Origin of the sequence: Andreprevotia sp. IGB-42 (assembly GCF_009848685.1) — a bacterium.
Lineage (GTDB): Bacteria > Pseudomonadota > Gammaproteobacteria > Burkholderiales > Chitinibacteraceae > Andreprevotia.
Map to the genome: position 1 here is coordinate 79,692 of NZ_WXTX01000007.1, position 23,645 is coordinate 103,336.

Annotated in this window: 19 protein-coding genes; 10 read left to right on the forward strand and 9 right to left on the reverse strand. The window is 62.1% G+C overall.

The window, feature by feature from the left end:
• Positions 1–438 carry an outer membrane protein assembly factor BamE gene (locus IGB42_RS12125; protein ID WP_236822567.1) on the reverse strand — a complete coding sequence of 146 codons (438 nt, stop codon included), beginning with the start codon at positions 436–438 and terminating at the stop codon, positions 1–3.
• 72 nt (positions 439–510) lie between these two features.
• Between IGB42_RS12125 and fur the strand changes: the two genes are divergently transcribed.
• From fur to IGB42_RS12140, 3 genes are read left to right on the forward strand one after another with little or no spacing between them, the layout of a single operon-like run.
• The gene (gene fur, locus IGB42_RS12130) at positions 511–930 is read left to right on the forward strand and encodes a ferric iron uptake transcriptional regulator (protein WP_159671923.1); all 420 of its coding nucleotides are present in this window, start codon (positions 511–513) and stop codon (positions 928–930) included.
• Positions 931–936: 6 nt separating this feature from the next.
• A complete protein-coding gene (gene aat, locus IGB42_RS12135) occupies positions 937–1,647 on the forward strand; it encodes a leucyl/phenylalanyl-tRNA--protein transferase (protein WP_159671925.1) in 711 nt (236 codons plus the stop codon).
• Entirely contained in the window at positions 1,644–2,357 is a 714-nt protein-coding gene (locus IGB42_RS12140) for an arginyltransferase (RefSeq protein ID WP_159671927.1), read from the forward strand. The genes aat and IGB42_RS12140 overlap by 4 nt, the downstream gene beginning before the upstream one ends.
• A 61-nt stretch (positions 2,358–2,418) precedes the next feature.
• Here the strand turns inward: IGB42_RS12140 and IGB42_RS12145 are convergent, their stop codons facing one another.
• The 3 genes from IGB42_RS12145 to IGB42_RS12155 all read right to left on the reverse strand — a co-directional run bounded on the left by IGB42_RS12145 (position 2,419) and on the right by IGB42_RS12155 (position 7,247).
• On the reverse strand, positions 2,419–2,967 hold the full coding sequence (locus IGB42_RS12145; protein WP_159671929.1) for a hypothetical protein: 549 nt from the start codon (positions 2,965–2,967) through the stop codon (positions 2,419–2,421).
• A gap of 43 nt (positions 2,968–3,010) precedes the next feature.
• On the reverse strand, positions 3,011–4,990 hold the full coding sequence (locus IGB42_RS12150; protein WP_159671931.1) for a hypothetical protein: 1,980 nt from the start codon (positions 4,988–4,990) through the stop codon (positions 3,011–3,013).
• 208 nt (positions 4,991–5,198) lie between these two features.
• Positions 5,199–7,247, reverse strand: a complete 2,049-nt coding sequence (locus tag IGB42_RS12155) for a M3 family metallopeptidase (RefSeq protein WP_159671933.1) — start codon at positions 7,245–7,247, stop codon at positions 5,199–5,201.
• A 68-nt stretch (positions 7,248–7,315) separates the two neighbouring features.
• Between IGB42_RS12155 and IGB42_RS12160 the strand changes: the two genes are divergently transcribed.
• The 6 genes from IGB42_RS12160 to IGB42_RS12185 all read left to right on the forward strand — a co-directional run bounded on the left by IGB42_RS12160 (position 7,316) and on the right by IGB42_RS12185 (position 11,646).
• Positions 7,316–7,846, forward strand: a complete 531-nt coding sequence (locus IGB42_RS12160; RefSeq protein ID WP_159671935.1) for a gamma carbonic anhydrase family protein — start codon at positions 7,316–7,318, stop codon at positions 7,844–7,846.
• Positions 7,847–7,856: 10 nt separating this feature from the next.
• Complete coding sequence (gene earP, locus IGB42_RS12165) at positions 7,857–8,963, forward strand: elongation factor P maturation arginine rhamnosyltransferase EarP (protein WP_159671937.1); 1,107 nt, start codon at positions 7,857–7,859, stop codon at positions 8,961–8,963.
• 42 nt (positions 8,964–9,005) lie between these two features.
• Positions 9,006–9,569, forward strand: coding sequence for an elongation factor P (gene efp / locus IGB42_RS12170; RefSeq protein WP_159671939.1), 564 nt, complete (start codon positions 9,006–9,008; stop codon positions 9,567–9,569).
• 119 nt (positions 9,570–9,688) lie between these two features.
• Complete coding sequence (locus tag IGB42_RS12175) at positions 9,689–9,943, forward strand: (2Fe-2S) ferredoxin domain-containing protein (RefSeq protein WP_159671941.1); 255 nt, start codon at positions 9,689–9,691, stop codon at positions 9,941–9,943.
• Between the two features lie 115 nt (positions 9,944–10,058).
• Positions 10,059–10,829, forward strand: coding sequence for an NINE protein (locus IGB42_RS12180; RefSeq protein ID WP_159671943.1), 771 nt, complete (start codon positions 10,059–10,061; stop codon positions 10,827–10,829).
• A 61-nt stretch (positions 10,830–10,890) separates the two neighbouring features.
• Complete coding sequence (locus tag IGB42_RS12185) at positions 10,891–11,646, forward strand: YwqG family protein (RefSeq protein WP_159671945.1); 756 nt, start codon at positions 10,891–10,893, stop codon at positions 11,644–11,646.
• A gap of 130 nt (positions 11,647–11,776) precedes the next feature.
• Here the strand turns inward: IGB42_RS12185 and IGB42_RS12190 are convergent, their stop codons facing one another.
• The 3 genes from IGB42_RS12190 to uvrB form a co-directional block, all read right to left on the reverse strand.
• The gene (locus tag IGB42_RS12190; RefSeq protein ID WP_159671947.1) at positions 11,777–14,506 is read right to left on the reverse strand and encodes a carbohydrate-binding protein; all 2,730 of its coding nucleotides are present in this window, start codon (positions 14,504–14,506) and stop codon (positions 11,777–11,779) included.
• A 265-nt stretch (positions 14,507–14,771) separates the two neighbouring features.
• Positions 14,772–16,892, reverse strand: coding sequence for a glycosyl hydrolase family 18 protein (locus tag IGB42_RS12195; RefSeq protein ID WP_236822568.1), 2,121 nt, complete (start codon positions 16,890–16,892; stop codon positions 14,772–14,774).
• A gap of 466 nt (positions 16,893–17,358) precedes the next feature.
• Positions 17,359–19,377, reverse strand: a complete 2,019-nt coding sequence (uvrB, locus tag IGB42_RS12200; protein ID WP_159671949.1) for an excinuclease ABC subunit UvrB — start codon at positions 19,375–19,377, stop codon at positions 17,359–17,361.
• Positions 19,378–19,486: 109 nt separating this feature from the next.
• Here uvrB and IGB42_RS12205 point away from each other — a divergent pair, with 109 nt between their 5' ends.
• Positions 19,487–20,617, forward strand: a complete 1,131-nt coding sequence (locus IGB42_RS12205) for a YbdK family carboxylate-amine ligase (protein ID WP_159671951.1) — start codon at positions 19,487–19,489, stop codon at positions 20,615–20,617.
• A 12-nt stretch (positions 20,618–20,629) separates the two neighbouring features.
• Here the strand turns inward: IGB42_RS12205 and IGB42_RS12210 are convergent, their stop codons facing one another.
• Positions 20,630–21,298: a glutathione S-transferase family protein gene (locus tag IGB42_RS12210; protein ID WP_159671953.1), complete on the reverse strand. Its 669-nt coding sequence runs from the start codon at positions 21,296–21,298 to the stop codon at positions 20,630–20,632.
• 258 nt (positions 21,299–21,556) lie between these two features.
• Complete coding sequence (acs, locus tag IGB42_RS12215) at positions 21,557–23,524, reverse strand: acetate--CoA ligase (protein WP_159671955.1); 1,968 nt, start codon at positions 23,522–23,524, stop codon at positions 21,557–21,559.
• Positions 23,525–23,645 lie beyond the last annotated feature (121 nt).

The following is a 23,645-nucleotide window of genomic DNA, read 5'->3' on the forward strand; positions in this document are numbered from 1 at the left end:
TTATTCGGACAGGGGGCGTGTTTCTGCGGGCGGATTGGCCGCCGGGTTGGTTGCGGGCTCCGGTGCGCTGGCATCCAGCGCGAACTCGCCGCCATCAAATTTCTTGCGTGCCGGCAGCGTATTGCCCTCCCAGCGGCTGACGGTATCGCCGTCAAAATGGACGGTGAAGGTCTTCTTCTCCATCAGCTTGCCCCCCTTGGCGTGGGACACGATGTAATCCCAGCGGTTGGCGTGGAACGGGTCGGCCAGCAACGGGGTGCCAAGCACGAAGCGCGCTTGCGAGCGGCTCATGCCCACTTTGAGCTGGGCAGCCTGGTCGGCGGTGATTTCGTTCCCCTGTGGAATATCGATCTTGTAAGGGGCAAGCGCATTGCATGCACAAAGCATCAAGGCGGCACAAAGAGGGGCAAGCGTACGGTAGACCATGCTGGGTGTCATTTGGTGGCTGCGTATCGGAGGCGATATGATACCGGTACGATACATGGAACCGCCACCGGGATAGACATAGACATGAGCAAAGCATCCGATCTGAAGGACATGGGCCTGAAAGCAACCGGCCCGCGTTTGAAGATTCTCAACCTGTTCGAAACCAGTGCGCAGCGCCATCTGACGGCCGAAGACGTATACCGCGTCCTGCTGGCCGAGAATACCGATATCGGGCTGGCTACCGTTTATCGCGTACTCACGCAATTCGAGCAGGCCGGCATCCTGGCGCGTCATCATTTCGAATCGGGCAAGGCGGTGTTCGAGCTGAACCAGGGCACGCACCATGATCACCTGGTGTGCGTGAAGTGCGGCAAGGTCGAGGAATTCTACGATGCCGCGATCGAGCAGCGGCAGGATGCCGTCGCTGCCGAGCGTGGTTTCCAGATCCAGGATCACGAAATGTACCTGTACGGTTTGTGTGCGGATTGCCAGAAAACCGGCTGAGCCGCAATGATCGCCTGGCTGGAGGGCGGAGCGCCTTTCCCCCCGCTGGCGCACGCGCTGGTCGAACCCAACGGCCTGCTGGCCGCCGGTGCGGACCTTGGCCCGGCGCGTTTGCTGGCCGCTTACCGGCAAGGCATCTTCCCCTGGTACATGCCGGGCGAGCCCATCCTGTGGTGGAGCCCGGACCCGCGCATGGTGCTGGTGCCCGGTGATATTCACGTGCCGCGCTCGCTGGCCAAGGTGATCCGCCACCGCCATTACACCGTAACCTTCGATACTGCATTTGCCCCGGTGATGCGCGGCTGTGCCGGGCAACGCAATGGCGAATCCGCCACCTGGATCAGTGACGACATTCTTGCCGGCTACACCCGTCTGCACCGGTTGGGTTACGCGCATTCGGCCGAGTGCTGGATGGACGGGCAGCTGGTTGGCGGCCTTTATGGTGTGGCCATCGGCAAAATGTTCTACGGTGAATCGATGTTCGCCCGTGCGCCGGATGCATCGAAGATTGCGTTTGTGCATCTGGTGCGCTGGCTGGCAGAACAGGGCTTTGGCCTGATCGATTGCCAGATGCATACGGCGCATCTGGCGCGCTTTGGCGCTCATGAAATTCCGCGCGCCGATTTCATTGCCCGGCTGGAAAAACTGATCGCCGAGCCACAACTGGCCGGGCCGTGGCATTACCATGTTGAAAATGGACTGGAGCACAGTGCATGAACCCGCGTGGGCACACCATACCATTGCAGTTTTACGCCACCGCGCCTTACCCCTGCAGCTATCTGGACGAGGAACTGGCGCGCTCGCAAGTGGCGGTGCCATCCGAACTGATCGATACCCGCACCTATAGCCAACTGGTGCAACTGGGGTTCCGGCGCAGCGGGCAGTTTGTTTACCGGCCGCATTGCGATGCCTGCAATGCCTGCGTACCGGTGCGCGTTCCTGTGGATGCATTCGAGCCCAACCGAACGCAACGCCGTGTGCAGAAGCGCCACGGGCCGCTGAAGACGCGCCTGCTGGGCCTGAGCTACGACGATGCGCATTTCCAGCTTTATCAGCGCTACCAGGCGGTGCGCCACACCGGTGGCGGCATGGACAAGGACGGTCGCGAGCAGTACGAAAGCTTCATCCTCAAGAGCAATGTGGCCAGCTTCATGGCCGAATTCCGCGAGAGTGGCATCGTGCGCATGGTCAGCCTGATCGATCAGCTCGAAGACGGCTTGTCGTCGGTGTATACCTTTTACGATCCGGATGTGGAAGGTGCCAGTTATGGCGTATTCAACATCATGTGGCAGATCGGCCTGGCCAGGCAGCTGGGGCTGCCCTACCTGTATCTGGGCTACTGGATAGAGGGCTGCCGCAAGATGGAGTACAAGACGCAGTACCGGCCGATAGAAGGGCTGATCGACGGGCGCTGGCAAGCGCTTTGAAGCAACGGCAACACCCGCATCGCGGGTGTTGCCGTTGCGGGACTTGCGCCGCACCTGCTGATCAGCAGCGTGGCAGTTTGCGAAGGTACCAATCGGCGCGTGCTTCCTGTTCGGCACCCGCGCCCGAGTCCGGCAGGCGCAAATCCAGCAGCATGAATTGCCAGCAACCGGTTTCATCCTTGAGTTTGCGGCCCTTGCCCACGCGTAGCGGGTAAGTGCGCCCATCGCTGCGGACAGCGTTCAGATGCCGCGTGCTGTCCAGCAGCAATTGCCAGCCAGGCAATGGCTCGCTACCCACGGGTGCATTGGACAGCAGTTGCAGCCATGGCTCCGCACTGCCTGCCTGCTGCAAGGTTAGCCGGCGTATCGGGCCGGCAGCGCGCGGGACATTGCTGCTGCTGATGGTTTGCGTGCGCAGCCGCGTGGGCAGGCCTGCCGGCCACGGCGTGATGCTGACCGTTGCGCCATCCAGCATGAAACGCATCACGCGCTGGGTATCCATCTGCCAATTGCCGGCATTGCCGCTGGCTTGCCGCAATGGCAGCCCGTCCATCTGCAGTGCCGCGGCGGATGCCGGCAGCATCGCAACACCGGCGAGTAAAGCCAGCACACACCAAGTCCTTGTCGATGTGATCATCATCTGCCCCGCTGCATCAGTTGGCACCGCGTATTGCCGACTGCAGGCTGGCTGACGGTGCGGGTTCGGCCACGCTGGTGCTGCGGTCATCGAACAGGGGCCGGCGAACGGGAACGGCATCGATGCTGCCGGACTGGTGCAAAGCCTGCCCCGTGTTGTTGGCATACAGCATGCGCTTGGTCGCGATGACCAGATTGCCCCAGTCGTTGTAGTCATGCAGCAGGTTGTTGCCCGGGTTGCCGGTTTGCGACACGGCGTTGTTCAGGTCGTAGGCGTAGCTGCTGGCCTGCTGGGTGCCATTGAGGTTCCAGTCGCCAAAAGAGCCGGCATACGCGCCGCGGCCGATCAATGCGGTTTCCACCAGCTTGTTCTTGTCGAGCACCGCACCGCTGCCGTCTGAGAAATCTATCTTGAAGGTGCTGCTGCACGGGCCGTCGGTCATCGTACACATGTCGTATGTGTACGGGGCGTAGCCGGGGACGGTCTTGCCGTAATCCTGGTTTTGCGAAAAGTAATAGCGCTGTGTGACTGCGCTGCTTTTCGGGTCCGGCAGGCCGCCCAGCTGGTACAGGTAGTTCATCACGCTCAGATAGTTGGGCTTGTAGTTGGCACCGGCCGATTCATCCTCGTCGCCGCCGTGCAGCAGCCCCAGCAAGTGTCCCAGCTCATGCATGACGGTGCTGGCCTGGAAGTTGGTCAGCATGTTGCTGCGGCTGGTGGTGGTGGTATCCAGCCCCCAGTTACCCAGTGTGATGATCGCATCGTCCGCGGCCAGCTCTGCCATGCCCGAACCCGTGGCCGCGCCGGTAGGCGATTGCGAATACGCGAACAGCAGATAGCGGAAGAACGACTTGCGCCTGACATCCATATTGGCGGTCTTGATGTCATAGGCGCTGGTGCAGCCGCTCTGCAGCGAGCCGGGATTGATGTCCAGCTGCACGCAACGTGCAAACGTGCGGCGATAGCTCTGGTTGCCCACCAGGTTGTAGCTGGCGGTACTGATGCTGCTGCCGAACAGGTTGCCGGCATCGAAATGCACGTAGATGTTGTGGGTCTGGAACGCGGCAACGATCTTGTCCAGCGCGGTCTTTTGCGGGATCACCCCGCGATCGGGGCTGTCGAGGTAATCGATTTGCACGAACATGTCCTTGTGGCCGGGGCGGGCACCCATGCTGTAAAGGTCCAGCCCGCCAAAGCGGCCACCGGCTACCTTGGCGCTGTCGGGAATGCCGTCGTTGTCGCTGTCGGTGATGCCTGGCGCCACGTCATTCGGTCCGGCCGGCGTACTGAAATTGACCCTGACCCAGTCCGCAGCGCTGTGCGTTTGCGTGAACGCGCTGGCGAGCCGCACCAGCGAAGCGTTATAGACGGCATCCGGGGCCGGCGCGCTTGCGGCAAAGGATGGTGAGGGTGCATTGGCGCCATTCCAGGCTGCGGCAGCAGTGGGCTGCGTGCTGTCGTTGCCGAAACGCACGAAGTCCACGCTTTGTCCGCCGGTCAACAGCTCGATGGCGCCATTGGCATCCCAGAACGGTACATTGCCGTTGCCATCTGCCACATAGACGGCTGCGGCGTTGTTGAGCAAGCCGTTGCGCGTTTTGCCGGCCACCACCACGTAGCCGCCGTTGGGTACGATGACTGCCGGCAGGTTGAAATTCTGTACGCCGAAAGTGGTGCCGGTATACGGATCGGCAGCCTGGGTGCGAACACTGTAGCTGGCGAGGTTGATGCTGCCGCCTGATTTGTTGAGCACCTCGAACCACGCGGGCGAACTGGCCCAATAGTTGCTGGCTACCTCGTTGATGTACACACCGCTGATCGGGCCCGGCGGCTGTGGCACCGGGGTAGGTGCAGGCGTTGGCCGGGGCGTCGGTGTCGGCGCAGGGGTCGGTGTGGCACCACCTCCTCCGCCGCCGCCACATGCAGCGAGCAGGACGGCTGCTGCCAGACAGCCAGCCATGGACGATGTGCGCAGCACATGAAGCAGGTGTTTCATTGATCTTCCTGGAGGAACGCGTGCGTAGGTATGTGGGGCGCCTTGGGCTGCCCGGCTGCACAGGGTGCCACCGGTGCCGTTTTCTTTCAATCGCGTCAGCATTTCCGGCCATGCTTCATGGCAACCCGGCAGCAAGCTTTGCCGCAGAACGACAGGATGAACAACGGGCGCTGCTGCGCCCGCTGTGTCTCACTGCCCTGCTGCCTGATCAGCCAGCCAGGCCATTATGCCGCAGCAGTGCGTCGATTTCCGGTGCACGGCCACGGAATGCCTTGAACGAATCCAGCGCCGGGCGGCTGCCGCCACGCGCGAGGATTTCGGCACGGAAGCGTGCGCCCACGGCCGGATCGATCACGCTGCCGTTCTGTTCGGCTTCTTCCTCGAACGCCGCATACGCATCGGCAGACAACACTTCCGCCCACTTGTAGCTGTAGTAGCCCGCGGCGTAGCCACCGGCAAAGATGTGGCTGAACGATTGCGGGAAACGGTTGTACTCAGGCGGCAGCGGAATGCCCAGCTCCTGCTGGATGGCCAGTGCCTGTGCTTGCGGATCCACATTGCCGGTATCACCGTGCAGCACCATGTCGAAGATCGAGAAATACAGCTGGCGCTGCATTACCGAGCCGGACTGGAAGTTCCTGGCGGCCAGCATCTTGTCGAACAGCTCGCGCGGCAAACTGGCACCGCTTTCCACGTGGTGGGTGAGCCTGGGCAGCACTTGCCATTCCCAGCAGAAGTTTTCCATGAACTGGCTGGGCAGCTCGACCGCATCCCACTCCACGCCGGAGATACCGGAAACCGACAGCTCGTCCACTTCGGTCAGCAGGTGGTGCAGCGCGTGGCCCATTTCGTGGAACAGCGTGATCACGTCATCGTGCGGCAGCAGTGCCGGCTTGCCGTCCACGCCCGCAGCAAAGTTGCACACGATCAGAGCCACTGGTGTCTGGATGCGGCCGTCGGCCAGCTTGCGGCGGCCGCGCACATCGTTCATCCATGCGCCGCCCTGCTTGCCCTCACGTGCGTACAGGTCAATATACAGGCCGCCCACTTCGCTGCCGTCCCGGTTCTGCAGCCGGTAGAAGCGTACATCCTTGTGCCAGACCGATTGTTCGGCGGGTACGAACTGCAGCCCGTACAGCGTTTCGATCAGGTGGAATAGCCCCGCCAGTACGGTCGGTTCGGTGAAGTACTGTTTGACGTCCTGTTCGCTGAATGCGTATTTCTCTTCGCGGATGCGCTCGGATACGAAGGTGGTATCCCATGCCTCCAGCGTGTCGTAACCCAGGCTGGCCTTGGCCCATGCCTCCATCTCGGCGCGGTCGCTCTGCATGTGCGGCTGTGCGCGCTGCGCGAGATCACGCAGGAAGCCCAGTACCTGTGCCGGTGATTCGGCCATCTTGGTGGCGAGCGATTCTTCGCTGAAATTGTTGAAGCCCAGCATGCGCGCGCCTTCCTGGCGCAGCGCGTGGATTTCGGCAATCAGTGGTGTGTTGTCGCGCTCGCCGGGGCCGAACTCGGAGGCACGCGTCACGTAGGCGCGGTACACCTGCTCGCGCAGCGGGCGGTGCTGCGCAAACTGCATCACCGGCAGGTAGCTCGGCATTTTCAGCGTGACTTTCCAGCCGGTCTTGCCGTCCGCTTCCGCGGCGGCGCGGGCTGCGCCTTTCCAGTCATCCGGCAGGCCGGCCAGATCGGCTTCGCTGTCGATATACAGAGCGAATGCGTCGGTCGCGTCGAGCACGTTCTGCGAGAACTTGCTGGTCAGCTCGGATGAGCGTTCTTCAATCGCCATGAAACGCTCTTTCTGGTCGTCCGGCAGCTCGGCGCCGGAGAGTTTGAAATCGCGGATCGCGTGTTCGACGATGGTCTTGCGGGTGGGGCTGTAACTGGCGAAATCCGCGCTGGCCGCCAGCGCTTTCCACCGCGCGTACAGGTGCTCGTTCTGGCCCAGCTCCGAATAGAAGTTGGAAATACGGCCGATATTGGTGTTGTAGACTTCGCGCAGTTCCGGCGTCATCACCACCGATTGCAGGTGCGCAACAGCGCCCCAGGCACTGCCCAGGCGCTCCATCGCATCCTCGGACGGCGCCACGAAGTTGTCCCAGGTGGGGTTTTCTACCGTTTCAGCCGCAGCCGCAGCCACGGCCTTGCGGGCTTCTTCCAGCAATACATCCAGCGCCGGGTTGACGTGCTCGGGCAGGATGGCGTCGTAACGGGGCAGGTCCTGGATATCTAACAGCGGGTTGGTCTGGGGCATGGCGGGTCTCGGGTAGAATCTTGCAATACAGATGCGCGCAAGCGCGGCGAATTTCAAGGAATGACAGCATGGCAATCACGAAGTTTGACGGCATTGTGCCGCAAGTCGGCCCGGGTGCGTGGGTGCACGATTCGGCGCAGGTGATCGGTGACGTGGTGCTGGGCGACAACGCATCGGTCTGGCCCGGCGCGGTGATCCGCGGCGACGTCAACCATATCCGCATCGGGCGCGACAGCAATGTGCAGGATTGCAGCGTGCTGCACGTGACGCACAAGCGCGCGGATGATCCGGAGGGCGCGCCGCTGATCATCGGCGAGCGCGTGACCATCGGCCATGGCGTGATGCTGCACGGCTGCACCATCGGCAACGAGGTGCTGGTGGGCATGGGCAGCATCGTGCTCGACCGCGTGGTGATCCAGGACCGGGTGATGATCGGTGCCGGCAGCCTGGTGCCACCGGGCAAGGTGCTGGAATCGGGCTATCTGTACGTGGGCCGGCCGGCCAAGGCAGTGCGCGCACTGACTGATGACGAGCTGAACCATTTCAACTATTCGGCCGCGCATTATGTGCGGTTGATGAACAAGCACGTGGCATCCTGAGCTGGCTGCGGTGAGCTTGCGCTGGGATATCTTCTGCCGCGTGGTCGACAACTACGGCGATATCGGCGTGTGCTGGCGGCTGGCGCGGCAACTGGCCACCGAGCATGCGGCAAGCGTGCGGCTGTGGGTAGATGACCTTGGCAGTTTTGCGCGGCTTTGCCCGCAGCTCGATCCCGCTGCGGCACAGCAGATGCTGGCGGGCATCGATGTGCGGCACTGGGGGGCGGACGTCGCCGTCAATGAGGTGGGCGAGGTGGTGATCGAGGCATTTGCCTGTGAGCTGCCGGCCAGTGCGCTGGCCGCGATGCGCACCCGCAGTACGCCGCCGGTGTGGATCAACCTGGAATACCTGAGCGCGGAAGACTGGGTGGAAGGCTGCCATCAACTGGCCAGCCCGCAAGCGGGCGGCTTGAAGAAGCATTTTTTCTTTCCCGGTTTCAGCGCCGCAACCGGCGGCCTGCTGGGTGAGCGGGCGATGCGCGCCGCGCGCGCCGCATGGACGGAGGCGGATGCCGTGCAGCACCTGCAGGCATACGGGGCACTGCCGGAAGGTGCATTGCGCGTCTCGCTGTTTGCGTACGAGAACGCCGCGATTGCCCGCCTGCTGGATGCCTGGGCATACGGCAGCCGCGACGTGATGTGCTACCTGCCGGAAGGGCGCCTCCTGCCTCAGGTGGCGGCATGGGCCGGCAGGGCGCTGGCGGCTGGCAATATGGTGCAGCAGGGCCGGCTGGCGCTGCACGTACTGCCCTTGCTCGATCAGGACGGCTATGATCGCCTGTTGTGGAGTTGCCACGTCAACTTCGTGCGTGGTGAAGACAGCTTCGTGCGCGCGCAGTGGGCGGCCCGGCCCATGGTGTGGCACATCTACCGGCAGGAAGAGGGCGCACACCTGATCAAGCTGGAGGCCTTCCTGGCCCGCTACGGTGCAGGGCCGGCGAGTGATGCGCTGATGCAGGCGTGGAATGACGAAGCGGACGTTGCGCTGGCCTGGCAAGCGGCGTTGGCCAGCCTGCCGCAGCTGCAGGCACACGCGGAACGATGGGCGCAGCAGCAGGCATCGCACAATGATCTTGCCGGCAATCTGGTCAGTTTCGTAAAGACCCTGTTAAAATAGCGAGTTATCTTTTCAAGCCCTGCTGCAATCAGGAACATCCGAATGAAAACCGCACAAGAAGTCCGTCCCGGCAACGTCATCATGGTCGACGGCCAGCCGCTGGTAGTCCAGAAAGCTGAATACAACAAATCCGGCCGTAACTCGGCCGTGGTCAAGATGAAGATGAAGAACCTGCTGACCGATTCGGCTTCCGAATCCGTGTTCAAGGCAGACGACAAGTTCGACGTCATTGTGCTCGACAAGAAAGAATGCACCTACTCGTACTTTGCTGACCCGATGTTCGTGTTCATGGACGCCGAGTTCAACCAGTACGAAGTGGAAGCCGAAAACGTCGGCGACAGCGTCCACTTCATCGTGGATGGCATGGAAGATCTCTGTGAAGTGACCTTCTACGACGGCAAGGCGATTTCGGTTGAACTGCCGAACACCATCGTGCGCGAAATCGAATACACCGAGCCTGCAGTGCGTGGTGATACATCGGGCAAGGTCATGAAACCGGGCAAGCTGAAGGGCTCCGCATTCGAGCTGCCGGTGGCTGCTTTCATCGAAATCGGTGACAAGATCGAAATCGATACCCGCACCATGGAATTCAAGAAGCGCGCATAAGCGAGCTTGTTGACCGGAAAAAACCGCTCGCCCGAGCGGTTTTTTTTTCGTCGGTAAATCTGATGTGCTGTCCCGCATTCGCAGCAGGCGCAACGCGGGAACGCTAAACTCACCGCATCATGCAAAGAATCGCCATCTGCATCAATCGCCGTTTCGGCCACAACACCTCGTGCGCACAGCGTGGCAGCGTGGCGCTGGCCGATGCGTTCGAGGCGGCCATTGCCGCACGTGGCTTGTCGCTGAAGGTGATGCGGCTGCCGTGCATGGGCGCCTGCGAAATTGGTCCCAACGTGAAAGAGGTGGGAGGCGATATCTGGCATGAAGTGAGCGAGGCCGATATCCCGCGCATACTGGATGAACTGGCCCAGCCCTGATCCGCATTGCCCATTGGCGCGACACCTTGATCTGCCGTTGTTCTCCATGGCTGACCCGCTGTGTAATATGCAGGCAGCGCCGACATGACTTCGGCATTAAACGGGTGGGGACAAGATGGGACAATTGGCATTCTGTGGTGCGTGTGGAAAGCAGCAACCGCTACCGGTACCGGCCGTGTGCCCGTACTGCAAAAACACGCCGATCGGTGGCAAGCGCTACAAGGACAAGACTGCGGCTGGCCTGCTGGCGATTTTCCTGGGCTGGCTGGGCGCTCACCGCTTTTACCTGGGGCAGTGGTGGGGCATTTTCTATTTGCTGTTTTTCTGGACGTGGATTCCGGGACTGGTGTCCTTTATCGAAGGGATCGTGTTCCTGTGCACGGATGCGGCACGCTGGGATGAAAAGCGCAACGCGGGCGTAGCCCGCGGCGCAGGGGGCAATAGCACCGGCTTGATCATCGGGCTGTTGGCCGTTGCCTTCGTCGGCCTGATCGCGGTAATCGGCATGCTTGCTGCGGTGGCCATTCCTGCCTATCAGGACTACACCAACCGCGCCAAGCTTGCCAGCGCGGCGATCTATGGGGATCAGGCTGCTGCGGTGGTGGGCGATTACGTGATTGCCAACAAGACCATACCCGCAGATCTGGCCCAAGCCGGCTTTGCTGAAGCGAAACCTGCTGCCGTCGAGTCGATCAGTATTGATCCGAAAAATGCCACCATCAGCCTGGTGCTGGCTGGCAAGGGCTTGCTGGGCGGCAAGACTTTCCTGCTCGTGCCCACAGCGGCAGATAGCGGGAAGATCACCTGGTCGTGCGGAAGTGATGACATCCCGCAGAATATCCTGCCAAAGAAGTGCCATACCGAATCGGCTGCTGCCGGCAAGTAAAGGTACTGCAAGTGATCACGCAAACCCCGGCTTCAAGCGGGGTTTGTTTTTTGGAATGCCGATGAAGCATACAGGAGCCGGCATGGATGTGACCGAGTTGCAACATCGTCTGGCCGCGGATGAAGCACTGGCGCCGCATGCCGATTATCTGCTGGGCATCGCCAGGCCCTGCGTGAACATCGAGCTGGCCGGACAAACGACAGCGGCAGCGGTCAGCCGCTTTGGCGGCCAGCCATGTGTTCCCGCCGGTTTTCAATGGCCCAGCCACCCCGCGGGGCGCTATCGTTTCCTGGGCCAGATCAATTTTGCCGAAATTGCCGATGCCCCATCGCTCTTGCCCCGCTCGGGCTTGCTGGCGCTGTTTTACGCCGAGGATGTAGATGGCGACGAGGTGTTCTGGCAGGACGAAGGTTATGTGCAGGGTTTTTACTGGCCGGATCATGCCGATCACGTGCTGATGCCTTGCCCCACCGGCGACGACATCCCCGCCTGGCAAATTACGCTGCAGAGCGGCGTCGACTTGCCGCTTTTCGACGTGTTGCGTGATGACTGGCCAGAGGATCCGGAAATGCTCACGGATGGAATCTGCGACATCGTGCGCGGCGGCGATGTCATCCATAACTACCTGCTGGGCTATCCATCGTATTGCACGCTCTGCTACGACCCTGCGCCGCCAGGCTGGATCTCCTTGCTGACGGTGTTCTCGTTACCCGAGCTGCAATGGTGCTGGCACGATGGCGACAAGCTGATGGTGTTCATCGAGCCGGACAAACTGCAGCGCGCCGATTTCAGTCATCTTAAAAGCGATGCCGGCTAGCCGCAGCAGCGCCGCGGCGGGCGGGCGCCGGCTCCAGTGCATGCGGTTGCTGACAGGCCAGCGGAAAGCAGAACGGGGCGGATGATACGCCCCGTTCTGCTTCATCTCCCGCGCCGGCGCGGGCTTCGCTTTACTGCTGTTGCTGCCAGAGCGATGGTGCCACGCCCGGCTGCCAATCGCCCTGGGCGGTGTGCGCCACGGTGCACAGGTAAGTCAGGCCGTTGTAGCGTACGCGGTCACCCAGGGCGTAGGCGTTGCCCACGATCCAGTCGGTGACGGTGGTGGCGGGTTGCGGCGGTGACACCTGCTGTTGTGCCACTTCCGTGGTGCAGGTGCCCAGCTTCTTCCAGACCTCCCACTGGCCGGACTGCTGCGGGTTTTCACCCTGCGTCCACCACTTGGCCTCGTAGTTCACCGTGCCGATGCTGGCGCGCTGGCCGGCCGTGTAGGCAACACCGGCAGTCCAGTTGGCGAAGCATCCCGGCAACACCGGGCCGATGGCGAAGCGGGCCACTTCCGGATCGTGATCGCTGGTCTGGTCGGCAAATTCGCTGTTGGTGTGTACCGCATCGTACTCGGCGCGGGCCGCCAGGTTGGCGCTGGCCAGGATATGATCCAGCACCTGGCTGTTGCCTTCGAACACATAGGTATAGCGCTCGTTTTCCGGCAGTGTTTCGATCAGGTCGACGAGGCCGGTGGCCTTCAGCTTGCCCACCGCATCGGAGAACTGGAAGTCGTTCAGGTCACCCAGTACGATCAGCCTGGCCTGCGGATCGCGGCTGGTCAGGCTGGTGACGAAATCGGCTACCAGTCTGGCCTGCTGGTTGCGCTGCACTTCCGAGCTGCGTACCGGCGGCTGGTAGCGGCCGGACAGCGGCTGGTCGCCACCCTTCGAGTTCCAGTGGTTGGCGATCACGAACACGGTCTGGCCGGCAAACACGAACTCGCCCACCAGCGGCTTGCGGCTGCTGTTGAATGCGGCATCGGCCGGCTGGATACGGCCAGGGCTGGCGCTCAGGCACACCGCGTTGCCGCAGCTGGTGACGGCTACGGCGCTGGTGGCGGTGCCACCGGCGCGATCGACGAATTGCACGCGGGCCGGGTTGTACAGGAAGCCGACGCGGATATTGCCGCCCGGCTCGCCACCGTCCTGGTCGTTCACCGGATCGATCGAGCGCCAGCTGTAGGCCGGGCCGCCAGCGGCGGAGATGGCGGCGATCAGCCTGGCGAAGGTTTCACTGGCGCTGACCACGCCGTCATCGGTGGCGCCGTTGTTGTCCTGCATTTCCATCAGGCCGACGATATCCGGCGATTGCAGGTTGCTGACCACTTGCTGCGCCAGGCGGGCGAACTTGGCTGCATCATCCCTGGGCGAGAGATTCTCGACGTTGAACGAGGCCACTGCCAGCTCTTCGGTGCGCTGCTTGCGGGTTACTTCCTGCTGCAGGCCGCCGCTCACCAGCGGCGAGACTTCGCTGGCACGCAGCATGACGTTGCCGAAGTTGTAGTCCAGCACGCCTACCACGCGGGCCAGGCCATCGCCCACGTTCATCCTGGGCGGGGTCACGCTGCCGGCTTCCACGATCACGCGTTCCGGGTTGAAATCATCCGCGCGGATGATCAGGCCACCGCGTGGCGTGCGTACATCGGCACCGATGCCGGCATTGGCCACCAGCGGGGTTTCGCCGTAGCTGTTGCTGGGGCCGACGGCGACGGCATTGGCGATTTCCACCCGCATGCCTTCCAGCGCTTCATAAAAATCCAGGCCGTTGTTCAGGTCCAGCGCCGCAGCGGTTTCCACATCACCTGCGGCACCTTGCCAGATCACCTTGTTGGGTTGCGTGCCGAGCAGCACGCCCGGCGGCAATGCATTGCCGCTGGAGAGCTTGCTGACCTGCGGGCTGGCCAGCTCGGTCACGGTGAGGTTGTTGGTGCCGCTGCTGCCGCCCGGGCGGAATTCGCTGACCTTGCCGCTGACCAGCACCTTGTCGCCCACGGCCACTGCCGGCGCGCTGCTGGTGAAGACGAACACGCCTTCCGAGGTACGCGGGTCGTTGTCCGCTACTTCATCCTGGAAGTAGAAGCCGTTGCTGACCACCAGCGTGACGATGCCGGGCACATTGGCAACCGATTGACCATCGAGCGGCGAGCGGTGTGCGCTGCCCTGGATATCATGGATGCGGACACTGCCCGGTGTCGGGTTGGGTGTCGGGGTAGGGGACGGCGTTGGTGTCGGTGTCGGCGTGGGGTTGCCGGTACCGCCGCATGCGCTGGCCTGTGTGGTGCTGTTGCGCGGCAGCGGTGCGCCAGCGGTGAAATCGGCGCTGTTGTTGTTGGTGTCGCTGCAGCCGCCCTGTGCGCGCAGCGCGGCGGTGGTGTTGGAGATGACCGGGGCAGGCGCGGTTTCGCTGTCGTTGGCGGTGCCGAAGCCGACAAAATCCAGTACCGACAGATCGCTAGCGCAGCTGGCGCCGCAGGCCAGCGCATTGGCGCCATTCACCAGCGCGACCTTGCCGGTGGTGCCGCTCAACGCCAGCGTGCCGATGGCATCCGGCGTGGGCAGCGCTGCTGCGGCGGTGTTGGCGCCGGCCGCCTGCTGCACCAGGTAGTACTGACCCGGTTGCAGCACGCCTGCAATGGGTGTGCGCTGCCAGCTGGTACCGGTGCTGCTGGCATATTGCACGCTCAGGCCGTCGAGCACGGCTGCGGTGTCGCCGGCATTGAAGAGTTCGATGAAGTCGTTGCGCAACGTGGCGCCGCTGTTGCCGCCGCCCCCGTAAACCTGGCTGATGACAACGCCGGCGTAGGTGGGCAGCGCCAGCGCGCAGGCGCAGGCAAGAACGAGTGGTTTGAGTTTCATGGGAGGGTCCGGGTGGAAGGTCGCGGCCAAGGCTAGCGTGCGCATGTGACCGCAGAAAAAAGCTTTTCTTGCAGTCATCATTTCCTGCGGGAACGGCCACAGTGGCGTGCGGGCCATGTGCGGCAAAACCAACGTTTTACCGGCCCGCCAGTGGCTGGCGGTGATGCGTGCGCCACACGGGGCACGCAGGGCCCGAACCCGGCGCCCATAAAAAAACCCCGGCTTGTGGCCGGGGTTTTCAGTACTGCACAGGCGGGTGCGAAGCTTATTGATTGATCTTCGCAGTAGCCTTGGTCAACGTCGCGTTCGCGTCGTCGCCATCGAGCGACCAGCTGAACAGACCCCCCAGGCCCTTGGCCTTGGCGTAGTCGATCTTGGTCTGGATCACGGTCGGGTCATCGTAGCTGTAGAAGGTGCCGGTAGCGGCATTGAACTTCCACAGTTGCTTGGTGACCGGATGGTAGTACGTGGTGCCGGCAGCATTCACCAGATTACGGTAGTCCTCGTAACCTGCTTCGCAACCGGTACCCGTGCACGCACCAGCCTTCGGTGCAGCCTGGTACAGACCATTGCCGTTCGGGCCCGGTGCCACGCCAGCCCAACCGCGGGCATAGAACGGAATGCCCAGGTTGATCTTGTTGGCAGGCAAGCCCAGCGAGATCAGCTTGTTGACCGCGTCGTCGGTGTTGTAGCTGGCTGCGTTGCCGCCTGCTGCCACGTTCGGGCTGGCCGGATCCTTGTACAGGTTGGAATGGAAGTCCGTTACCGTGCCCGCGCCGATGGTGGTGCCGGTTTCCCACGAGCCGTGGTAGTCGTACGTCATCAGGTTGACCCAGTCCATGTACTGCGCGTACTGGCCCGGTTCGCTGTTGACGATCTTGTCCACGCCAGCGCCGATGGCCGCGGTCAGCAGGTAACGCTTGCCGGTGCTTGTACCGTAGGCATCCAGCTGGCTACGCAGCTCTTGCATGAAGAGCGTGTAGTTGTGGACGTCGGCCGGGCTGCTGATGTTGTACGGCTGGCCGCCACCGCCCGGGTATTCCCAGTCGATGTCGATGCCGTCGAAGATGCCGGCAGCTGCGCCGGCACCGCCGGCAGGATCACCATCCGACTTCTTCAGGTTGCCCTTCAGGTAAACGTCGACGCACGACGCAACCAGTGCCTTGCGGCCTGCGTCTGTTGCTGCTGCTGCGGAGAACCACTTGGACCATGTCCAGCCGCCCAGCGAAATGACGATCTTCAGGTTCGGATACTTGGCTTTGAGTTTCTTCAACTGGTTGAAGTTACCCTTGAGCTTGTTTTCCCATTCATCTGCAACGCCATCGACCGAATCCTTGGCCGCGTAGTCCATCTGGTAGTCAGCCCAGGCATCACCACCGTTGCCGGCGTCGGATGCGTTCGGGTTGGTTGCGCCCGATTCCAGCCTGTTGATGCCGCTGTCGCACTTGTAGGTGCCATCGGCCTGCTTGTAGATGTTGCCGAACGCGTAGTTCAGGAAGGTCAGCTTGGATGCCGCGCCGCTGGTATCGATTTCCTTCACGAAGTAGGCACGGTCATACACGCCCCACTGCGAGAAGTACGCACCGACTTGCTTGGCATTGCCGTTCGGAATGCTGGTCGGTGTCGGTTGCGTGGTCGGAGTAGCGGTCGGTGTCGGTGCCACGGTCGGCTTCGTGGTCGGGGTCGGCGCCGTTGTTGGCGTCGGGGCGACTGTCGGCTTGGTGGTCGGTACGGTGGACGGCACGCTCGACGGTGTGGCTGTCGGTGTCGGCGCCACGGTCGGCTTGGTGGTCGGCACCGGTGTTGCTGTCGGTGCGGTAGTCGGTGTGCCGGTTACGCCGCACACGCCCAGATCAGTCCATGGCTTGCCGCTGCCCACATTGCTGGACGGGATGTCGCCCTGTGTCCACCACTGCGCGCGGTAGTTGCGGCCGTTGTAGGTCACTTGTGCGCCGCCGTTATAGGCGGTGGTGCTGTTCCATGCCTGGTAGCAGCCTGCGGACGGGACCGGTGTTGCGGTCGGTGCGCTGGTTGGCGCAGTCGTCGGGGCTGTGGTCGGCGCTGTGCTTGGCTTGGCGGTCGGTACTGCGGTCGGTGCGGCGGTCGGTGCGGCGGTCGGTGTGGGGGCGGTGGTCGGGGTCGGCACCGGCGTGCTGCCGTTGCTCACACCCAGGTCTTTCCACAGTGTCGGGGTAGCAGCCGGGTTCCAGCCTGCACCGACATACGCGGTGTGGGTAACGAGCGACTGGTAATCGTGGCCGTTGTAGCTGACAAAGGTGCCAGCGGTGTAGGTATTCCCTTCCTGCCAGGCAGGGTAGGCAGCATGTGCAAACACGGCGACCAGCGCCATGGGCAGTGCTGCCATGCTGTAACGAAGCATGGACATTTTCGACATTTCCTTCTCTGGTTTATGTGAATGCCGCAGCCGGGTAACGATCATTGCGGCAGGCACCTGACCCATCTTGTGGACGCGGGTCTGGGTACCGGCTGCCATTAGCCGCCTTGAGCGTGGAAGGTGTCAATTCGGCCGCGTATAGCTGACAGGAGCAGCGCGCGCCCAATCGCTTACAAATGCAGTTGAATGTTTTTCAGTGCACGTAAAATTACTGAATATTGACAATTTGTCTTTATCGATCCTTTGAATTCAAATGGTTACGTGATGTTTTGTCGTTGATCGTCTAAAGTTTATTACCATATTCTGATGGTGACGTGTTACGAATGGTGATGCTTTGGCGTTGCACCCAAGCAACAACGGCCAGCTCTCGTAAGGAAGTCTGGCCGTTGCATAGGCATACCCTCTGCCGTGTTGCCCGGTAGCAGGGCATCCGTTTCCGGGGTTACCGCTGCGCTTGCTACTGATGCCCGAACGCGCGATCGCGCAAGTTCTTCAGTTCGTCGCGCAGCTTGGCGGCGCGCTCGAACTCCAGGTTCCTGGCCGCTTCCATCATGTCCTTTTCGATACGCTTGAGCTCCTTCGACAGCGTTTTCTGGTCCATGTCTTCCACCAGGCGCTGGCGCTTGGATTCAAGGCGCGCTGCGGCCGCATCCTCGGCGTTGTATACGCCGTCGATGATGTCCTTGATGCGCTTGGTGACGGACTTGGGCACGATGCCGTTGGCCGTGTTGAATGCCACCTGCTTGGCACGGCGGCGCTCGGTTTCATCGATGGCCTTGCGCATCGAATCGGTAATACGGTCCGCGTACAGGATGGCGCGGCCATTGAGGTTACGCGCCGCGCGGCCTATGGTCTGGATCAGGCTGCGCTCGCTGCGCAGGAAGCCTTCCTTGTCTGCATCCAGGATGGCCACCAGCGATACCTCGGGGATATCCAGCCCTTCGCGTAGCAGGTTGATGCCGATCAGCACATCGAACACGCCCAAGCGCAAGTCACGCAGGATTTCCACCCGTTCCACGGTTTCGATATCCGAGTGCAAATAGCGCACCTTGATGCCGTGCTCGGCCAGGTATTCGGTCAGCTGCTCGGACATCTTCTTGGTGAGCGTGGTCACCAGCACACGCTCGCCGATGGCCACGCGCTTGTTGATTTCGGACAGCAGGTCGTCCACCTGCGTGCCCACCGGGCGCACTTCGATTTCCGGGTCCACAAGGCCGGTCGGGCGCACCAGTTGCTCGACCACCTGGCCCTGATGCTCGGCTTCGTACGCGGCTGGCGTGGCGGAGACGAACACCGTTTGCGGCATCATGTGTTCGAATTCCTCGAACTTGAGCGGGCGGTTATCCAGTGCCGATGGCAGGCGGAAGCCGTAATCGACCAGGTTCTCCTTGCGCGAGCGGTCACCCTTGTACATGGCGCCCACCTGGCCAATCATCACATGGCTTTCATCCAGGAACATCAGCGAGCCGGCCGGCAGGTAGTTGATCAGCGTGGGCGGGGCTTCGCCGGCTTTCTTGCCGGAGAAATGCCGCGAGTAGTTCTCGATGCCTTTGCAGAAGCCCAGTTCGTTGAGCATTTCCAGGTCGAAGCGCGTGCGCTGTTCCAGCCGCTGTGCTTCCACCAGCTTCTGTTCCTTGTAGTAGAACGCCAGCCGGTCGCGCAGCTCTTCCTTGATGGTTTCCACCGCGCGCAGCACGGTTTCGCGCGGGGTGACGTAATGGCTGGACGGGAACACGGTGAAGCGGCCCATGCGCTGCTTGATATGGCCGGTAAGCGGATCGAACAGGCTGAGCTTTTCCACCTCGTCGTCGAACATCTCGATGCGGATGGCCAGCTCGGCGCTCTCCGCCGGGAAGATATCGATCACGTCGCCGCGTACGCGGAAATGTCCGCGTGCGAAGTCGATCTCGTTGCGGTCGTACTGCATGGCGGTCAGCCGCTTGATGATGTCGCGCTGCGCGTGTTTTTCGCCTTCGCGCAGGTGCAGGATCATCTTGTGGTATTCGGTCGGGTCGCCAATACCGTAAATCGCCGATACCGTGGCCACGATGATGCAATCGGGCCGCTCCAGCATCGCCTTGGTGGCGGACAAACGCATCTGCTCGATGTGCTCGTTGATCGAGGAATCCTTCTCGATGAACAGGTCGCGGCTGGGGACGTAGGCTTCCGGCTGGTAGTAGTCGTAATACGACACGAAGTATTCAACGGCGTTTTCCGGGAAGAACTCGCGGAATTCGGCATACAGCTGCGCGGCCAGTGTCTTGTTGGGGGCCAGCACGATGGCCGGCCGGCCGGTACGAGCAATCACGTTGGCCATGGTGAAGGTCTTGCCCGAGCCGGTCACGCCCAGCAGCGTCTGGTACTTCAGGCCGTCGTCGATGCCGTCGATCAGGCCGGCAATGGCCGTGGGCTGATCACCCGCAGGCGGGAAGGGCTGGAACAGTTTGTACGGCGAGTTGGGGAATTCGACGAACATCGATTGCTCCTGGCCGGGATTCGGCGTTGGCAAAAGGGGAATTTTAACCTCGCGCGGTACTCCTACGCATAGTTAGCTTGCACTTATCTTCTTGCGGGACAAATCCACCATGCCTTTGCCGCCGTTCCAGTCCAGCGGATTGCTCACCATGGGCGTCGAGCTGGAGCTGATGCTGCTCGACCCCAGGGACTATTCGCTGGCACCCGCCGCACTCAACCTGCTGGACCTGATGCGCGTGCGCCAGGACAACCGCTTCGTGTTCTGCCCGGAAATCACCCAGGGCATGGTCGAATTCAACAGCGCCATCCATCCGCGCTGGCATACGCTGCGCGACGAGCTGACTGCCATGCGCGGCTTCCTCACCAGCCTTGCCAGCGAATGCGGCATCCGCATTGCCGGCGGCGGCACGCACGCGCTGCAGGACTGGAAAGACCGCGAGTTCTTCCCGGCCGCGCGCTATGAGGGGCTGGGCGAGAAATATGGCTACCTGAGCAAGAAGTTCACCATCTTCGGCATGCATGTGCATATCGGTGTGGGCGATGGCGATACCGCCATCGAGCTGATCCGCGCAGTGTCGCCCTGGGTGCCGCTGCTGATTGCTCTGTCGTGCGCATCGCCCTACCAGGAAGGGGTGGATACCGGTTTTGCCTGCTCGCGCCTGCACAGCCTCACACCGTTTCCGTATTCGGGCGCCATGCCCGATTTTGCCGACTGGGCGGCCTGCGAGCGCTACATCAACGGGCTGGAAGCATGGGGCATCGTGGCCAGCATCAAGGACTTTTACTGGGATATCCGCCCCAAGCCCGAGTTCGGCACCATCGAATTCCGCATTTTCGATACACCGCTGACCGGCGATATCGCGGCGGATCTGGCGGGCCTGGTGCAACTGCTGTGCGCGCGCATGCTGTATGAAAAATGCCCGGTGCCCGAGTGCGATGTCTACCCGCACAACCGCTTCCAGGCATGCCGCTATGGCCTGGCCGGCGAGATGGTCGATCCGTACAGCGGCGAGCGGCGCAGCTTTGCCGAAGCGGCGGCAGACCTGCTGAACCAGCTGGCGCCGTTTGCTGGCGAGCTGGATGCTCGCGAAGTGCTGGCGCGCATCCGTCAGAAGCTGGAGCCGGGCATGACGCAGAGCGATGCCATCGTGCAGGTGGTGAAGCATCACAATGGCGACCTGCGGCGCTTGCTGGCGTGGCAGGCCAACTGTTTCAGCTCCGGCGAAATCACGCTGCCATGAGCGGATGACTGCCTAGCGCTGCAGCGTATACGGCCCGCCGCGTGCCAGTGCTTGCCGGTAGGTGGGGCGGGCGCGGATGCGGGCCAGCCAGTCGGCAAGGTGCGGGTAGGGCGCCAGGCCGTTGCGCGCTTCGGCCGCTTCCACCGCAAAACTCATCTGGATATCGGCGGCGCTGAAGTCGTTGCCGGCAAACCATGGCTGGCGTGCCAGCGTGGCTTCCTGGAAGGCGAGGTGGGTGGCGATCTGCGGATCGATATAGCTGCCGATCACGCCTTTGGCCAGCAAGCTGGCCAGCGGGCGGAGCAGCCACGGCACCGGCGGGTGGGACAGGCGCATGAACACCAGCCGCATCACGAACAGCGGCATGGCCGAGCCTTCCGCATAGTGCAGCCAGTAAGTGAACTGGTGGCGCTCGGCGGTATCGGATGCCGGGCGCAGATCTCCCTCGCCATAACGGTCCAGCAGGTATTCGATGATGGCGCCTGATTCGGCCACCACCAGATCAGCATCGCTGATCACTGGTGATTTGCCCAGCGGGTGCACCGCGCGCAATTCGGGTGGTGCCAGCAGGGTGGCCGGGTTGCGCTGGTAGTGCTGTATTTCGTAATCTACGCCCAGCTCTTCCAGCAGCCACAGCACCCGTTGCGAGCGCGAGTTGTTCAGGTGGTGAACGATGATCATGGCCGCAGCCCCGATGATGGCAATGACAGCCAGCTTAGGGGATGCAGTGCCTGGCCGCCACGTGAACAACACCGGCGTGGTATTGCCGATCGGTGCTGTGCCGGCGCCATACCGGAACAAGCAGCCGGAAGCGGCATCGCACGCATCGGTCAACCGGAACGGCAGGCAAAAAAAAGCCCCACCGCGAACGGTGGGGCGCAAGTGCTGCCGTGAAGCAGTAAAGTTGATCTGTGCTGCAGGTTCAGCCGGCGCGGCGGATCAGAGCGCGCTCTTGGCCAGCTGTTCCAGGATGGCCGGGTTTTCCAGCGTGGAGGTATCTTGCGTTACCGCCTGGCCCTTGGCAATGTCACGCAGCAGGCGACGCATGATTTTGCCCGAACGCGTCTTGGGCAGGTTGTCGCCAAAACGGATTTCATCCGGCTGGGCAATCTTGCCGATTTCGTGTGCAACCCATTCACGCAGGTCCTTGGCGATCTTTTTCGCGTCTTCGCCTTCCGGGCGATCGCCCTTGAGCACGACGAAAGCGACGACCGATTCACCCTTGATTTCGTGCGGCTTGCCCACTACGGCGGCTTCTGCCACCAGCGGGTTGGCCACCAGCGCCGATTCGATCTCCATCGTCCCGAGGCGGTGACCGGATACGTTCAGCACATCGTCGATGCGGCCCATGATCCAGATGTAACCATTCTCGTCGCGGTTGGCCGAGTCGCCCGCCAGATACAACTTGCCGTTGTACTCTTCCGGGAAATAGGTTTTCTTGAAGCGTTCCGGGTCGTTCCAGATGGTGCGGACCATCGACGGCCATGGCTTCTTGATCACCAGGAAACCACCCTTGCCCGGTTCGACCGGCGCGCCGGATTCGTCGACGATATCGACGATGATGCCCGGCAGCGGCAGTGTGCAAGAGCCCGGCTTGGTCGCCACGGCACCCGGCAGCGGCGCAATCATGTTGGCGCCGGTTTCTGTTTGCCACCAGGTATCGACGATGGGGCAACGGCCGCCGCCCACCACTTCGTGGTACCAGATCCATGCTTCGGGGTTGATCGGCTCACCCACCGTGCCCAGCACGCGCAGGCTGGACAGGTCGTATTGCTTGGGCAGATCGCCACCGAGCTTGATCAGCGAACGGATCGCGGTCGGCGCGGTATAGAAGGTGGTGACCTTGTGCTTTTCGATCATCTGCCAGAAACGGCCTGCGTCCGGGTAGGTCGGCACGCCCTCGAACACCACCTGCGTGGCACCGATGCCCAGCGGGCCGTAGGTGACGTAGCTGTGGCCGGTGATCCAGCCCACGTCGGCGGTGCACCAGTAGACGTCGCTTTCCTTGTAATCGAATACCCACTTCATGGTGACTTGCGAGCCGAGCAGGTAGCCGCCGGTGGAGTGCTGGATGCCCTTGGGCTTACCGGTGGAGCCGGAGGTATACAGGATGAACAGCGGATGCTCGGCATCCACCCATTCCGGTTCGCAATCGGCCGGCTGGCCTTCAACCAGGTCATGCCACCATACGTTCAGATCCGACCACAGTGCCGGTGCATTGGTGGTGCGCTGGTACACCACGATCTTGCTGACCGATTCGCAACCGCCGAGCGCCACGGCTTCGTCAGTGGTGGCCTTGAGCGGAACGGCCTTGCCGCCACGCACGGATTCGTTGGCGGTGATCACTACCTTGGCCTGCGCATCGGCAATGCGGTCGCGCAGTGCGCCGGCAGAGAAACCGCCGAACACCACCGAGTGGATGGCGCCGATACGCGCAGTGGCCTGCATGGCCACCACGGCTTCGATACCGTGCGGCATGTAGATGACCACGCGGTCGCCCTTGGCAACGCCCAGGCTCTTGAGGCCGTTGGCAAACGCGCATACGCGCTGGTACAGCTCGCGGTAGGTCACCTTGGTGACGCTGCCGTCATCGGCTTCGAAAATGATGGCAACCTTGTTGCCACGGGCTTCGAGGTGACGGTCGATACAGTTGTACGAGACGTTCAGCTCGCCATCCTCGAACCACTTGTAGGCCGGGGCATTGCTGTCGTTCAGCGTTTTGGTGAACGGTTTTTTCCAGCTCACCAGCTCACGGGCGAGTTCGGCCCAGAAGCCTTCGTAATCGTTGTCGGCTTTCTCGCACAGCGCGTTGTAGCCCTCCATGCCCGACACATTGGCCTTGGTGCGGAACTCGTCGGAAGGCGGAAACAGACGGGTTTCCTTGAGGACGGAATCGATAGAGCTCATGAGTGTTCCTTATTGCCTGGGGCGAACGTCAAATTTTGGGTGCGGCTACTTTAATGAAAAGCAGCGGGCTAAAGCCAATCGTGTTTTCTGATAAGGGAAATCAATTACGCTGATGCGCCTT

Bases quoted from the DNA above. Each gene is read 5' to 3' on its own strand.
- IGB42_RS12175 (WP_159671941.1), top strand. From the start codon at position 9,689: ATGCAAAGAATCGCCATCTGCATCAATCGCCGTTTCGGCCACAACACC.
- IGB42_RS12195 (WP_236822568.1), bottom strand. From the start codon at position 16,892: ATGTCCATGCTTCGTTACAGCATGGCAGCACTGCCCATGGCGCTGGTC.
- IGB42_RS12205 (WP_159671951.1), top strand. From the start codon at position 19,487: ATGCCTTTGCCGCCGTTCCAGTCCAGCGGATTGCTCACCATGGGCGTC.
- IGB42_RS12190 (WP_159671947.1), bottom strand. From the start codon at position 14,506: ATGAAACTCAAACCACTCGTTCTTGCCTGCGCCTGCGCGCTGGCGCTG.
- uvrB (WP_159671949.1), bottom strand. From the start codon at position 19,377: ATGTTCGTCGAATTCCCCAACTCGCCGTACAAACTGTTCCAGCCCTTC.
- IGB42_RS12140 (WP_159671927.1), top strand. From the start codon at position 1,644: ATGAACCCGCGTGGGCACACCATACCATTGCAGTTTTACGCCACCGCG.
- acs (WP_159671955.1), bottom strand. From the start codon at position 23,524: ATGAGCTCTATCGATTCCGTCCTCAAGGAAACCCGTCTGTTTCCGCCT.
- IGB42_RS12125 (WP_236822567.1), bottom strand. From the start codon at position 438: ATGACACCCAGCATGGTCTACCGTACGCTTGCCCCTCTTTGTGCCGCC.
- IGB42_RS12150 (WP_159671931.1), bottom strand. From the start codon at position 4,990: ATGAAACACCTGCTTCATGTGCTGCGCACATCGTCCATGGCTGGCTGT.
- fur (WP_159671923.1), top strand. From the start codon at position 511: ATGAGCAAAGCATCCGATCTGAAGGACATGGGCCTGAAAGCAACCGGC.
- efp (WP_159671939.1), top strand. From the start codon at position 9,006: ATGAAAACCGCACAAGAAGTCCGTCCCGGCAACGTCATCATGGTCGAC.
- IGB42_RS12210 (WP_159671953.1), bottom strand. From the start codon at position 21,298: ATGATCATCGTTCACCACCTGAACAACTCGCGCTCGCAACGGGTGCTG.
- IGB42_RS12160 (WP_159671935.1), top strand. From the start codon at position 7,316: ATGGCAATCACGAAGTTTGACGGCATTGTGCCGCAAGTCGGCCCGGGT.
- IGB42_RS12155 (WP_159671933.1), bottom strand. From the start codon at position 7,247: ATGCCCCAGACCAACCCGCTGTTAGATATCCAGGACCTGCCCCGTTAC.
- aat (WP_159671925.1), top strand. From the start codon at position 937: ATGATCGCCTGGCTGGAGGGCGGAGCGCCTTTCCCCCCGCTGGCGCAC.
- IGB42_RS12185 (WP_159671945.1), top strand. From the start codon at position 10,891: ATGAAGCATACAGGAGCCGGCATGGATGTGACCGAGTTGCAACATCGT.
- IGB42_RS12180 (WP_159671943.1), top strand. From the start codon at position 10,059: ATGGGACAATTGGCATTCTGTGGTGCGTGTGGAAAGCAGCAACCGCTA.